The following is a 13257-nucleotide window of genomic DNA, read 5'->3' as shown; positions in this document are numbered from 1 at the left end:
GGGGACGGGCCATGCTTCTCGCGATCGACGCGGGTAACACCAATGTGGTTTTTGCGCTGCTCGAAGGGCGGGACATCCGCGCGCGATGGCGGATCGCGACCGATCCCCGGCGCACGGCCGACGAATATGCGGTGTGGCTGAACCAGCTTCTGATGCTGGAAGGCTATAAGATCGCGGATGTGGAGGCGGTGATCATCGCGACGGTCGTGCCGCGCGCGCTGCACAATCTTCAGGTGCTGGCGGAGAAATATTTCAAGACGACCGCGCTGATCGCCGGTCAGGCGCCCATCGAGTGGGGGATCGAGCTGGACGTGGCCGAGCCCGCCTCCGTCGGCGCGGACCGGGTTGTAAACGCCATTGCCGCGCACCATCTCTATCAGGAAGACCTGATTGTCATCGATTTCGGCACGGCGACCACCTTCGACGTGATCGACTATCATGGCGCTTACAAGGGCGGCATCATCGCGCCGGGCATCAACCTGTCGCTTGATGCGTTGGTGGCGGCCGCCGCCAAGCTGCCCAAGATCGCGATCTCCCCGCCGGAGAACCGGTCGGTTATCGGTCGCACCACCGAAGCGCAGATGCATATCGGCGTCTTCTGGGGTTATGTGGCGATGATGGAAGGGCTGGTTGCCCGCATTCGTGCGGAGATCGGCCGTCCCGCCAAGGTAATTGCAACGGGGGGCCTCGCGGTCCTCTTTGACGACAATAGCGATATTTTCGATGCGATCGCGCCCGATCTCACGATCCAGGGCCTCGCATTGCTGTATGAACGGAGTTTGAAAACATAATGACACCTGGAAATGAGCTGATCTTCCTGGCCCTTGGCGGGTCGGGGGAGATCGGCATGAATGTCAATCTCTACGGTTGCCAGGGCAAATGGGTGATGGTCGATCTGGGCCTGACCTTTGCCGACCCCGCCTATCCCGGCGTGGAACTGGTTTTGCCGGACCTCGCCTTTATCGAGGAGCGTAAGGACGATCTGCTCGGTATCGTCCTGACCCATGGGCATGAGGATCATATCGGCGCCATTCCCTATCTGGCGGCCGATCTGGGCGTGCCGCTCTATGCGACGCCTTTCACCGCGGGGCTGATCCGGCTGAAGCTGGAGGAAGAAGGGCTGACCCAGGAGGTCGAACTCAACGTCATCGACAATGAGGGCAGCTTCGCGCTGGGGCCGTTCGGCTTCCGTTATGTGCCGCTCGCCCATTCGATTCCAGAGGGCAATGCGGTGCTGATCGACACGCCCTATGGGAAAGTGTTCCATACCGGCGACTGGAAGCTGGACGAGACGCCGCTGCTGGGCCAGCCCTCGACGCCCGAGGAACTGACGGCGATCGGGGATGAGGGCATATTGGCGCTGGTGTGCGACAGCACCAATGTCTTCAATGCCGAGGCGAGCGGCTCCGAGGGCGATGTACGCGAAGGGCTGATGGAGACGATCAAGGGTGCGAAGGGGCGGGTGCTAGTCACCACCTTTGCCTCCAACGCGGCGCGCTTGCAGACGCTGGGCGAGGTCGCCAATGCCGTGGGGCGCAAGCTCTGCGTGGCGGGGCGGTCGCTCGACCGGATCATTTCGACCGCGCGGACGGCGGGTTATCTCAAGGACTTCCCGCCGACCGTCGATTGGGATGACGTCATGGCGCTGCCGCATAATGAGGTGATGATCATCGCCACGGGCGGGCAGGGCGAGGCGCGGGCGGCCTTGTCGCGGATCGCCTTCGACAGCCATCCGATCAAGCTGGACGAGGGTGATCTTGTCGTCTTCTCCTCCAAGCAGATTCCGGGCAATGAGATCGCCATCGGCCGCATCCAGAATGCGCTGGCGACCAAGGGCGTGCTGATGGTGACGGATCGTCAGGCGGAGGTCCATGTGTCGGGCCATCCGGGGCGGCCGGAGCTGGAGTCCATGTATCGCTGGGTGCGGCCGCAGATTTTGCTGCCGGTCCATGGCGAGCGGCGGCATATGGCGGAACAGGCGCGGCTGGGTCTGGCGAGCGGCGTGCCGAGCGCCGTCGTGCAGTCCAATGGCGACATGCTGCGATTGGCGCCGAACGGGCCGGAGATCATCGGCCATGAAGCGACCGGACGACTGGTGCTGGACGGTGACGTCATCCTGCCGGCCGACGGATCGACCATGAACGAGCGGCGCAAGGTCGCGCTGCACGGGCAGATCAGCGTTGCCGTGGCGCTCGACGGCAAGGGGCGGGTGATCGGAACGCCCGCGCTTCGCACCCAGGGCGTGCCGGTCGAGGAGGACAAGGCGGCGTTTCTCGTCGAAGCGGCCGAGGAAGCGGCTGGCGTCGTCGCCAAGGGTTCGCAGGATGAGGAAGCCTTGCGGGAGCGGGTGCGGCTGGCGGTGCGGCGCACGGCCACGCGCTGGACCGGCAAGAAGCCGGTGGTGGACGTTCTGCTCATTCGCGCCTAAGCCTGACGGCCATGAACTGGTATGCGATCCTTGCCATTTATGTGCTGTTCTGGGTGATCAGCGCTTTCATCGTGCTGCCCTTCGGCATTCGCACGCCCGATGAAACGGGCGAGACGTTGCTGAAGGGGCAGGCGGACAGCGCGCCCAGCAATTTCCGGCCCGGCATCGTCGCGGTTCGCGCGACGATCCTGTCTGCGGCCCTGTTCGGCCTCTATTATGCCAATTATGTCGAAGGCTGGATCACGCTGGACCGATGGACGCATGTCGGCTGAGTGTCTGACGCGGCTGATTGCCGCCTGAAAGCCCTTACGGGACCGCCTGTGTCGGGTTGGACTTATGCTCCAGTGGGGAGTGCGCCTACGGAAAGCGCCGCGCATACGGAGAAATGGATGCTGAAACGAGTTCAGCATGACGGTTAAGGCTATGGCGTTGATTTAGGCCGTGCGGGGATTTGGCTTCAGGACGGAAATTGGGGTGGAGAAGGGACGTTGTGTTCGCACGGACGTTATGTTCGCCCCAGGGTGAATCGTGCTCCTGCGCAGGCAGGAGCCCAGTCCCGCCCTTAGTGGATCATCACTCCCGTCTGAACTGGGCTCCTGCCTGCGCAGGAGCACGGCGCATTCAACAGCGGCGAATGGGCCATTGCACGCCAAATCCCCACACAAGCTGGAGCATGGAGCCATCAATCAGAACCGTTCGCCCTGAGTAGGGGTGAGTCCTTCTTCAACAGGCTCCGCAAGCGGGATCTGGCTTAGATCGCGGCGATCACCATCATATGCATCCGCGCCCGCACGCGGAAGCCGAGCGTTTCATAAAGCGCGACCGTCGCCTCATGCGCGGCATAGGCATGGAGGAAAGGCGTCTCGCCCCGCTCCAGCATGGCCCTGGCGACGGTCTGCATCAGCCTTTTCGCATGGCCCTGTCCGCGATGATCGGGATGGGTGCAAACCCCGCTGACTTCGGCAAAGCCGGGCATGCGCATCCGCTCGCCCGCCATGGCGATCAACCGGCCCTGTTCCTTGATGCCGATGAAGCGGCCAAGCCGGTGGGTGAGCGGCAGGAATGGCCCCGGCTTCGTCATGAGGGCAAGGGCGCGCATCTCCGCAGCGTCCTCTTCGGTCAGGACGACGGCGTCGAAGTGCGCCGTGCTCCCGAATATCTCGTCCGCCACCATCTGCACCAGCATCGCTTCCCGCACCAGGCGCGTGCCGGGGGGCGGGGTTTGCGCTTCCGGTTCGACGATCCACGCCTCGCCCTCTTCCGGCACCAGCGCCGCCAGCGCGGCCCGCGCCGCAGGCCCGCCGTCCGCGGCGGCGGCAAAGGGGCCGTAGCGCGGATCGATCCGCAGGGCATGCGCATCCCCCTGGGCCAGCGGCATCCAGCCGCTGTTGAGGGCATTCCAGACCGGGCGATGCAGAGGATGGGACGTCATGGCCGCTCTATTTTCCGGCCGGGAGCGAGGAAAGCAAGCCCTTCCCGACCTGGTCCGGCGGACGGTCTGTCGAAATGGTCGATTCCGTAACAATCCGCTTGTTCCCAGTGTCTTTGCGGGGCGTGATTTACCAAATGGAAATCATGTTTCGGCAAAGGTGGCGATGACGTGCCACGCCCTGAACGAAACTTGATCGCAACCTTGCGCGGGCGCCTGGCGCCGGACACTCAGCAAAGCGCTGAAGTGCAGGCGAATCTCGTCAAATCCCTTTACGCGTCCCCGGCGTCGCTGATGATCGGCGCGGTGGCCGGCGGCGCGTTGGGGCTGGTCATCGCCTGGCATGCGCGGATGACCGCCATCACCGTCATTACCGTGCTGATCTGCCTGGTCGGGCTCAGTCGGTCGATCTCCTCCGTCTATTTCCAGCGCCAGTTGGCGCATCAGGATGGGCCGACCCAGCCGATCTGGGGCCTGGCCTATGAACTGGGGGCCTGGTGCTACGCGGCGCTGCTGGGAATCCTGTCGTTCGCGACTCTCCTGCTGTCCCATGACGCGAAGCTGCACGTGCTGGCCGTGTGCCTGGTGGCATCCTATTCCGGCGGCATTTCCGGCCGCAATGCGGGGCGCATCCATGTCGCGGTGGGGCAGACCTGCTTTTCGCTGCTGCCGACCTCGCTGGGCCTGATCCTTTCGGGAGGGCTGGGCTATTCGGTGCTGGGCATTTTGTGCTTCCTGATGATCTTCGCCATGGCGGACATCACTAAGACGACGCACCGCATCGTTCTGGAGGCGCTGCAGGGCAAATATGAGAAGTCCCAGCTCGCCACCAAGTTCGAACGTCTGGCCCGGTTCGACAGCCTGACCGGCGTCGAGAACCGCATGGCGATGCAGATGCGGCTGCGCGAGCTGTTCGACGGGCGACGATCCGATCAAGACCCGATGGCGGTGTTCTGGATGGACCTGGACCGGTTCAAGGAAATCAACGACTCCCTGGGGCATATGATCGGGGATCAGCTCCTGTGCCGGGTCGCTGAACGGCTGTCCCATGCGCTGGACGGGCGGGGTCATGTGGCGCGTTTCGGGGGCGACGAGTTCGTCCTGATCTGTCCCGGCGCTGACCGGCAGGCGGCGGAGCAGATCGCCGGCGACGTGATGGCCGAATTCGCGCATGATTTCGACGTCGGCGGCTATCGTCTGGGCGTGACCGCCTCCATGGGCATCGCCGTCGCGCCGGAGGATGGGCAGGACAGCGAGGAGCTGCTCCAGCATGCCGACATGGCGCTCTATCAGGCGAAACATGCCGGGCGGAACCGGCACGCGCAGTTCACCTGGTCGATGAAGGAGCGGCAGAATCGCACCTACGAGCTGGAAATGGGCCTGCGCAGCGCCATGGCCAACGATGAGCTGATGCTGCACTATCAACCGATCTTCGATACGGAGACGGGGAAGATCGCGATCTGCGAAGCGCTGATGCGCTGGGATCATCCGACGCTTGGCCGCATTTCCCCGGCGGAGTTCATCCCGATCGCGGAAAGCAGCTCGATGATTGAGCCGATCACCGCCTGGGCGCTGGAGCGGGCCTGTGAGGATGCGATGGAATGGGATGAGAATGTCCGCGTCGCGGTCAACATCTCCCCGGTGCTGATCAAGAGCGATGGGCTGCCCCGCGCGGTGATCTCGGCCTTGATGCAGTCGGGGCTGAAGGCCCGCCGGCTGGAACTGGAAGTGACCGAATCGATCTTCCTGGAGGATAGCGGGCGGACCAACCTGATCCTGTCCGACCTGCAGCGCATCGGTTTGCGGCTGGCGCTGGACGATTTCGGGACCGGCTATTCCTCGCTCGGCTATCTGCGCGACTATGCCTTCGACACGATCAAGGTCGACCAGAGCTTCATGCGCGGGGTGGAGGGCAATTCACGCCATCGGGCGATCGCCCAGTCGGTCGCTTATCTGGCCCACGCGCTGGATGTGGAGACGGTGGCCGAAGGCATAGAGACGGAGGATCAGCTCCGCTGCGCCCATGAGATGGGCTTCACCAATGTCCAGGGCTTCGTGCTGAGCCGTCCGGTGCCCGCGGCCCAGGTGCTGGAGATGATGCAGCGCATGAACGCCGACAGCGGCACCGTGGCCATGCCACAGGACCGGCGGCGCGCCTGATCCTATCGGTGCAGGCGGGTTTGGGCGGACGCCAGGCGGCGCATCATCCGCACGCTCTTCACATCGAGCTTGAGCGCGGTTTCGGCCCAATTTTCGACGATGTCCTTCAATTCCTCATATTCCAGCGGGTCGACCCGCCGGCCCGCCTGGAACACGCCGACATGGCCGGCATGATGGGGCAGGCTGCCCGCTATATAGTCGCGCACCGCTTGCTCGCCCTCGCCATCCTCCACCAGCGTGTGGACGATGCCCATGTCGTACATTTCCTGCGCGCTATAGACCTTGCCGGACAGGATCATGCGCTCCGCCATCAGCCGGCCCAGCTTGCGCGCCAGGATGGAATAGGCGCCCATGCCGGGGAACAGGCCGAACAGCATTTCGGGCAGGCCGAAACGGGCGCTGCGTTCAGCGATCACCACGTCGAAGCAGAGCAAGGCTTCGAACCCGCCGCCCAGCGCGTCGCCCTGTGCCAGCGCGATCGAAATCACCGGCAGGTCGCCATTGCGCCAGGTGCGGTGCACCACGTCGATACAGGCGTGGCCATAATCGACCAGCCCCGGCAGGTCGCCCCGCTCGATGCAGCCAGCAAACAGTTCCAGATCGCCGCCCAGGTTGAAGACGCCCGGAAAGCGCGATCCCGCCACCATATATTTGACCGGCAGCTTGCCCGTGTCGAACAGCCGCTTGGTCTCCACATACCAGTAACGGACGTCACGCAGCATCGCCGGACTGAAATTGGGCCGATTCGCAGGCGTCATGAACGCCCAGAGAGTGGCCTCCGCAGCGTCCCAGCGGACGTCGATCTCGCCCAGATCGAACATGGTCGACGTGCCGATGTCCGGCGCCGAAGCCAAGCTTTCCGTAACGGCAACCAGGGTCGCCCCTTCCTCCGCCGGAAGGTGGGCGGGAATGAGGTCGTCCATATGTTCGCGCGCGGAATTAAATCGCCCGGAATCAACCATCTGAGCCCCCAAACTGCGACAGGTAATGAGCAGAACAGCGTTGCGGCGCTTATGCAACCGCCGCTTCGGAGATGGTTCCAAAATTAACCATTTTTATTAGCTACTGTTGCTCACATGTCGCCCAAAAGAGGGTTATCGAAGGGTAAATGTTGCGTAAATGCAACAAATCGCTCTTTTGAAAACGGGTCGCAAATAGGGCGCAGGCCTTTGTTAACCTTTATTAATTAGGACGGGCGGCATGAACACGCCCCGAACCGATACGCAGCTTGTGACCCTGCTGCTGCATGATCTGCAAGGTGAGTCATGGCGGCTCAGCCTGTCTGCGGATTGCCTTTGCTTCATCGGCAATTATCGCCGGGTGGAGGGCTTCAACGTCGACGCGATCGTGGCCCTGGACGGGTTGCGCAAGCAGGGCTGAAGCGCGCCTTTGCGGCCTTGTATGGCGCGTCTTTCGACCTTACAGCGCGCGCTGTGACCAATCCCCGTTTCTCCTTTTCGATCGCCGCGACCGACGGCAAGGCCCGTACCGGCACCATAAAGATGCGGCGCGGCGACATCCGCACGCCTGCTTTCATGCCGGTGGGCACCGCCGCCACGGTCAAGGCGATGCGCCCGGCCGAGGTGCGCGCGACAGGCGCCGACATCATCCTGGGCAACACCTATCATCTGATGCTGCGTCCGGGCGCGGAACGCATGGCGCGGCTGGGCGGCCTGCACGGCTTCATGGGCTGGGACCGGCCGATCCTGACCGACAGTGGCGGCTATCAGGTGATGAGCCTCAGCGCGCTTACCAAGATGAGCGAGGAAGGCGTGGCCTTTTCCAGCCATATCGACGGGTCGAAGCATATGCTGACTCCCGAACGCTCGATGGAAATCCAGCGGCTGCTGGACAGCGACATCGTCATGGCCTTCGACGAGTGCACGAAAAATGGCTGCACCCATGACGAGGCGGCGAAGTCGATGGAGCGCTCCATGCGCTGGGCGAAGCGCTCGCGCGACGGCTTCGACGCGGGCGGGGAGCATGCGGAGCGCGCCGCCTTGTTCGGCATTCAGCAGGGGTCGCTGGACGAGGGATTGCGGCGGATTTCGGCGGAAAAGCTGATCGAGATCGGCTTCGACGGCTATGCCGTTGGCGGGCTGGCCGTGGGCGAGGGTCAGGAGGCGATGTTCGCCACGCTTGATTTCGCGCCGGACATGCTGCCGGTGGACAAGCCGCGCTATCTGATGGGCGTGGGCAAGCCCGACGACATCGTCGGCGCGGTGGAGCGCGGCATCGACATGTTCGATTGCGTGCTGCCGACGCGCAGCGGGCGCAACGGGCAGGCCTTTACCTGGGCCGGGCCGCTCAACATCCGCAATGCGCGCTTTGCCGAGGATTTGGGGCCGCTGGACCCGCGCTGCGGCTGTCCGGTCTGCGCGACCTGGAGCCGGGCCTATCTGCACCATCTGGTGAAGGCGGGGGAGATGCTGGGCGCGATGCTGATGACGCAGCACAACATCCATTTCTATCAGGCGCTGATGCATGGGATTCGCGACAGCATCGCAGAAGGGCGGTTCGCGGGGTTCGCGGCGGATTTCCGGCGGGATTATCGGCGGGCGTAAGCGGATGGGTCTGGGCGAGGATGGGGAGATCGACCCCGCTTCTGGCTGGGTGAAATAATGAGTGGAAAGCGGACATTTAGTGCGGTCTGGTTACACCGTGCTCCTGCGAAGGCAGGAGCCCAGTCCCGCCCTCAATGGATGATCGCCCCGTCTGAACTGGGCTCCTGCCTTCGCAGGAGCACGGTGCGTTTAGTAGCAGCAACCGACCAACCGCACCCATGGCCAAATCCCCGCGCAGCTATTCCAGCACCGTGATCGCTATCGCATAATCGCCTGTCTCGGGATCATGTTCCAGCGGCGCGCGCAACTGGCGGGACAGGCCCGTCAGCACCCTGCCGTAGCGCTCCTCCAGCCGGGCGGTCATGTCTGGCGATCCGCGCAGCGCCGGCGAGAGGATGTGGAGGATCGCCCGGTCGGTGCGGCCGGGCTCCATCTGCACGGAAATATGCATCGCCGTGCGCGGGTTGGACAACATGGCGAGTTCGACCAATTCCGTCAGCAGGAAGGCGATCGGCACGGCGACGTCCTGGCTGATATGCAGATTGTCGCTGTCGATCTGAATGCCGAAACGGCGCGCCTCGGCGGGAGCGGTACTGCGCAGGCTGGCCGACAATTCGCTGATCAGCGAGCGCACGCCGACGCCGCGATGCTCCTCCAGCTCCGCATAATGGTTGCGGTGGACGACGGACAGCGCATCGACCCGGCGCTGGATCGTCGCATAGGCCTCGACCGCTTCGGCGTCATGGGCGGAGCGCGCATGCAGGTTGATCAGGCTGGCGATGATCTGGAGGTTGTTCTTGACCCGGTGGTGCACCTCCCGCGTCAGCTTGCGCTGGGTTTCCAGCCCCTCCGCCATTTCCGCCTCATGGGTGGCGACATCTTCGCTGATTTCGCGGAACGTGTCGCCCAGCGCCACGATCTCCTGCGCGGGGGTGCGGATGCGGCGCATCGGTTCCAGCACCTCGCCGGGCTGATAGGCCGCCACCGACCGGCGCAGCAGCACCAGCGGACGGATCAGCAGGCGGTTGACCACGAACCAGCCGATGGCCGCCGCCGCGAACCACATCACCAGCGGCAGGAAGAGCGACAGCATGCGGGCGATCGTGACCGGCGGATCGCGCAAGGTCATGGTGAGGATCATGTTCGGTGAGTCGAGCCGCGCCGAAAGCGTCGTGCTGCGGCCGCCGGACAGGCTGGCCGGACGGGTGATGAGCAGGCTGCGGGGGCCGTCATGCAGCGTGATCTGCCGGTTCTGCAACGTGCCCGCCGGGTTGGTCATGGCCTCCAGATAGTCGCGGGAATAATAAGCGATGGCCACGACCGCGCCATTGCCGCTTTGCGCCCGGCTGACGAGATAGGGCGAGTCGGGAAGCAATTGCGCCGGCGCGTCGCTGAAGCGGGTCAGAGGCGTCAGGCCGGCGGGTTCCGGCAGGCTGGAAGCGCAGAGCCGCCGGCCGGCGCGGTCGTAGATATAATAGCGGCCCCCGCCACGGTCATGCGATGTCAGGAACACCGACAGGCGCGAACACATGGCCCCATCCGGCCCGGAAGTGGCGAAGCTGTTGGCAGTCAGCATCAGTGCCGTGCGGTCGGACGCCAGATCCGCAGACAATTTGCGCGCGCTTTGGGTGACCGCGACGCGCAGCAGGGCTTCCTTTTCGAGGTCGGTCGTGCGGATCGCCTGGAGCGACGCGACCAGCGCGATGAGTCCAAGCGGCAGCAGCGCCAGCGTCAGGATGAGGAACATCTTGACCCCGGTCGACTGGGAAACCCTGTTCAATCTCTGGATGAAAGAGGGGATGGCCGGGGGCGGCATGCCTTCGATCGGCGCTGTTGCGGGGTCTGTGTCCATTTAGCTGATGCTGAACATCAAACACCGATTTTTCCGGTAAGGCAACAAGCCGGATTTTTCCAGAAGCGCCATATCCCCTCCGCTTGCTCCCGGTTCCTTCCGGCCCGCTCGAACAGGGTGGAGTTCAGTCCAGCTTGCTGAGAAGATCCAGCATTTCCGCGGGAATATCCTCATCCACCGCGCGCTGGTAGACGGACCGCAAGGCGTTGGCGACCTGGCCGTCGTCCTTCGTCGCGGACACGCGTTTCTTGCGGGCGGCCGCGCCCTTCACGCCAGAATCCGGAGTGCTGGTGCCGACATCTTTCTTGTCCCCTCCCGTCACATCCCGTTCCGTCGTTGAAGCAACCAAAACACGCCCCTCTGCAGCCATCAATGTCATGCCAGCCTGCTCTTTTTGCGGCTTTCCCCTATGACGTCAATTCAGCGCCTGGGAAATCAAATCACAAAAATCCAAAGATTTCGAAAAAACCGAACGGCAGTGAAACAAATCCCCCGGTCGTTGGTTCCCTTGGCGAAGCATTTTTTGCCCGCCGGCAGCCGGTGGCGAGAATGGAATGCATGCCGGTTGCCCGCCGGCGGCTTTCCATTCCGAAAGGGGGAAGGGGGCTTGCCACATCGGCATCGTCCATCCATCCTCTCCATCCGGCGAATGTTTCGGCATGGGTCGGGCATGGCTTCGTTAAGGCATATAAGGCGCCCGATGGGCTGGGAGAATTTGTACACATGTCGCTTGGTCAGCAACTGCACCCCCACCTTCCTTTCTTGCGCCGCTATGCACGGGCGCTGACGGGCAGTCAGGCGCATGGCGACGCCTATGTCCGCGCCACGCTGGAGGCGATCGTGGCGGCGCCGGACGAATTTCCCGCCAATGTCGATCCGCGCCTTGGCCTCTACAAGACCTTCCACGCGATCTGGTCCTCCTCCCATCTGGAGGACGTGCCGGTGTTGACCGGGGCCGACGGGCAGGAAGCGATCGCCCAGGCGCGGCTCGCGCGGCTGACGCCGTTGCCGCGCCAGGCGCTGCTGCTCACGGCGCTGGAAGGGTTCACGGTGGACGATGTCGGCTATCTCATCGGCCTCGACGGCGATGACGTGGAAGCGCTGGTCAAGGAAGCGCTGAGCGAGATCGAGGCGCAGACCCGCGCCAAGGTGCTGATCATCGAGGATGAGCCGATCATCGCGATGGACATCGAGACCATCGTCCGCGACCTGGGCCATGAAGTGACCGCGATCGCCGTCACCCGCGAGGATGCGGTGCGCGAGGCGATGGCGGACCGGCCAGGCCTGGTGCTGGCGGACATCCAGCTTGCCGACGATTCCAGCGGGATCGACGCGGTGAAGGACATTCTGGCCGAATTCTCCGTGCCGGTGATCTTCATCACCGCCTTCCCGGAGCGTCTGCTGACGGGCGAGCGGCCGGAACCGACCTTCCTTATCACCAAGCCGTTCCAACGGTCCACCGTCAAGGCGGCGATTTCCCAGGCGCTGTTTTTCGACGAAGCCACGGCTCCGGCCTGATCATTGCGGTCAGCTTTCTAAAATAGACCGGAAAAAGGGGAACCCCGATCCGCGACTCGCGTTATTGATGCGTAACGATCGGGAGAGACCCATGGCCGAACAGGAGCAGCATATTGCGACCGACGATGCCCGGGGAGGATCGACGCCGCATATCGTGCGCTATGTGCTCGGCGTTTCCCTGACGCTCGCTATCATCGTGATGATTGTGATATTGTGGGGCTATTGAATGCTGCTGCGGCAATTGGTCCTTGAGAAGAAGAATATTAGGATGCGGACGCACATATGGCTTTGACGACTTCCGTTCATGCAGCGAGGGCGACAGCCGATGAGGGGGTTGTTTCCATGAGCGAGAGCGTGAGCCAGGATGTGGAGCGCGAAACCCTGTCGGACGCGGATTTCAAACGCGAGCTGGCAGCGGTGATCCCGCATCTGCGCGCCTTTGGCCGGTCCCTGTCGGGCAATCGCGACGTGGCGGACGATCTGGTGCAGGAAACGTTGCTGAAGGCCTGGGCGGCGCGCAGCCGTTTCCAGGCGGGCACCAACATGCGGGCCTGGACCTTCATCATCCTGCGCAATCACTATCTTTCGCAAATGCGCCGGTCGCGCTTCCGTGGCGACTGGGACGATCTCGCCGCAGATCGTCTGCTTGCGGCGCCTGCCGGGCAGGACAAGCATGTCGAACTGTCGGACATGCAGCGCGCCCTGCTGCAACTGCCCCAGCCCCAGCGCGAGGCGCTGATCCTGGTGGGCGCGGGCGGCTTCGCCTATGAGGAGGCGGCCGAGATTTGCGGCGTCGCCGTCGGCACCATCAAGAGCCGCGTCGCGCGCGGCCGCGCCGCGCTGGAGCAGATATTGGAAAATGGCGATCTGCCGTCCCGCCGCAGCCAGGAGACAAGGGACACGCCGGTGCTGGACGAGATCATGGACGATGTCGACCGGCTCAGCCGCGGTCGCGAAGCCAGGGAAGTGAGCGAAGATACCGACTCGGACCTGGAATGATCTGTGTTACACTCTCCACCTCTGGATGTGAGGATCGGGAGAAGGAGAATGGACGAGGGTCGTAAGGATGATTCCTACGAACCGGCTTCCGTACCGGGCCGGTCGCGCGGCAGCTTGATCATCTTCGCTTTGGTGGCCATCGCCTTGGTCCTGGCGATCGGCTTCTTCTACATGACCAAGGAACGGAACGACAGCAGGGCCGATGCCCTGACCGAAGCCGCCGGCTCCGTCGACAGCGCGGCCCATGTGGTGGGCGACGCGGCGAAGAACGCGGCGGATACGCTTCGCAACCATGATTGATGAGGAT

The 13257-nt window shown here is 63.6% G+C and carries 15 protein-coding genes; 10 read left to right on the top strand and 5 right to left on the bottom strand.

All coding sequences use genetic code 11. The features are described from left to right. Positions 1 to 11 precede the first annotated feature (11 nt). From HUK72_RS06295 to HUK72_RS06285, 3 genes are read left to right on the top strand one after another with little or no spacing between them, the layout of a single operon-like run. The gene (locus HUK72_RS06295) at positions 12 to 791 is read left to right on the top strand and encodes a type III pantothenate kinase (RefSeq protein WP_176596024.1); all 780 of its coding nucleotides are present in this window, start codon (positions 12 to 14) and stop codon (positions 789 to 791) included. Then, on the top strand, positions 791 to 2428 hold the full coding sequence (locus HUK72_RS06290) for a ribonuclease J (protein WP_176596023.1): 1638 nt from the start codon (positions 791 to 793) through the stop codon (positions 2426 to 2428). The genes HUK72_RS06295 and HUK72_RS06290 overlap by 1 nt, the downstream gene beginning before the upstream one ends. Before the next feature lie 11 nt (positions 2429 to 2439). Next, on the top strand, positions 2440 to 2700 hold the full coding sequence (locus HUK72_RS06285; protein WP_176596022.1) for a DUF1467 family protein: 261 nt from the start codon (positions 2440 to 2442) through the stop codon (positions 2698 to 2700). A 479-nt stretch (positions 2701 to 3179) separates the two neighbouring features. Here the strand turns inward: HUK72_RS06285 and HUK72_RS06280 are convergent, their stop codons facing one another. Next, positions 3180 to 3860 carry a GNAT family N-acetyltransferase gene (locus HUK72_RS06280; RefSeq protein WP_176596021.1) on the bottom strand — a complete coding sequence of 227 codons (681 nt, stop codon included), beginning with the start codon at positions 3858 to 3860 and terminating at the stop codon, positions 3180 to 3182. A gap of 189 nt (positions 3861 to 4049) precedes the next feature. Between HUK72_RS06280 and HUK72_RS06275 the strand changes: the two genes are divergently transcribed. Beyond that, positions 4050 to 6017, top strand: coding sequence for an EAL domain-containing protein (locus HUK72_RS06275; RefSeq protein WP_218035917.1), 1968 nt, complete (start codon positions 4050 to 4052; stop codon positions 6015 to 6017). A 2-nt stretch (positions 6018 to 6019) separates the two neighbouring features. Here the strand turns inward: HUK72_RS06275 and HUK72_RS06270 are convergent, their stop codons facing one another. After that, complete coding sequence (locus tag HUK72_RS06270; protein WP_255325629.1) at positions 6020 to 6940, bottom strand: crotonase/enoyl-CoA hydratase family protein; 921 nt, start codon at positions 6938 to 6940, stop codon at positions 6020 to 6022. A 277-nt stretch (positions 6941 to 7217) separates the two neighbouring features. Here HUK72_RS06270 and HUK72_RS06265 point away from each other — a divergent pair, with 277 nt between their 5' ends. Both HUK72_RS06265 and tgt read left to right on the top strand, forming a co-directional pair. Then, positions 7218 to 7397 carry a hypothetical protein gene (locus HUK72_RS06265; protein WP_176596018.1) on the top strand — a complete coding sequence of 60 codons (180 nt, stop codon included), beginning with the start codon at positions 7218 to 7220 and terminating at the stop codon, positions 7395 to 7397. 53 nt (positions 7398 to 7450) lie between these two features. Beyond that, positions 7451 to 8581, top strand: a complete 1131-nt coding sequence (gene tgt / locus HUK72_RS06260; protein ID WP_176596017.1) for a tRNA guanosine(34) transglycosylase Tgt — start codon at positions 7451 to 7453, stop codon at positions 8579 to 8581. Positions 8582 to 8819: 238 nt separating this feature from the next. Here tgt and HUK72_RS06255 read toward each other — a convergent pair whose 3' ends face one another. The 3 genes from HUK72_RS06255 to HUK72_RS06245 form a co-directional block, all read right to left on the bottom strand. Beyond that, the gene (locus HUK72_RS06255; protein WP_176597764.1) at positions 8820 to 10328 is read right to left on the bottom strand and encodes a sensor histidine kinase; all 1509 of its coding nucleotides are present in this window, start codon (positions 10326 to 10328) and stop codon (positions 8820 to 8822) included. Positions 10329 to 10557: 229 nt separating this feature from the next. After that, entirely contained in the window at positions 10558 to 10803 is a 246-nt protein-coding gene (locus tag HUK72_RS06250) for a NepR family anti-sigma factor (RefSeq protein ID WP_255325628.1), read from the bottom strand. A gap of 70 nt (positions 10804 to 10873) precedes the next feature. Then, complete coding sequence (locus tag HUK72_RS06245) at positions 10874 to 11062, bottom strand: hypothetical protein (RefSeq protein ID WP_176596016.1); 189 nt, start codon at positions 11060 to 11062, stop codon at positions 10874 to 10876. A 94-nt stretch (positions 11063 to 11156) separates the two neighbouring features. Here HUK72_RS06245 and HUK72_RS06240 point away from each other — a divergent pair, with 94 nt between their 5' ends. The 4 genes from HUK72_RS06240 (at position 11157) to HUK72_RS06230 (ending at position 13250) form a co-directional block, all read left to right on the top strand. Then, on the top strand, positions 11157 to 11951 hold the full coding sequence (locus HUK72_RS06240; RefSeq protein WP_176596015.1) for a response regulator: 795 nt from the start codon (positions 11157 to 11159) through the stop codon (positions 11949 to 11951). A 91-nt stretch (positions 11952 to 12042) separates the two neighbouring features. After that, positions 12043 to 12177: a hypothetical protein gene (locus tag HUK72_RS27180; protein WP_255325627.1), complete on the top strand. Its 135-nt coding sequence runs from the start codon at positions 12043 to 12045 to the stop codon at positions 12175 to 12177. A 116-nt stretch (positions 12178 to 12293) separates the two neighbouring features. Next, positions 12294 to 12950 (top strand): sigma-70 family RNA polymerase sigma factor, encoded by a 657-nt coding sequence (locus tag HUK72_RS06235; RefSeq protein WP_176596014.1) that lies wholly within the window; start codon positions 12294 to 12296, stop codon positions 12948 to 12950. Between the two features lie 48 nt (positions 12951 to 12998). Next, positions 12999 to 13250: a hypothetical protein gene (locus tag HUK72_RS06230; protein WP_176596013.1), complete on the top strand. Its 252-nt coding sequence runs from the start codon at positions 12999 to 13001 to the stop codon at positions 13248 to 13250. Positions 13251 to 13257: the final 7 nt, after the last annotated feature.

Origin of the sequence: Sphingobium sp. 15-1 (assembly GCF_013375535.1) — a bacterium.
GTDB classification, from domain to species: domain Bacteria; phylum Pseudomonadota; class Alphaproteobacteria; order Sphingomonadales; family Sphingomonadaceae; genus Sphingobium; species Sphingobium aromaticivastans.
Note: the sequence above shows the minus strand (reverse complement) of the source record. Positions and strands in the feature narration are given on the sequence as shown.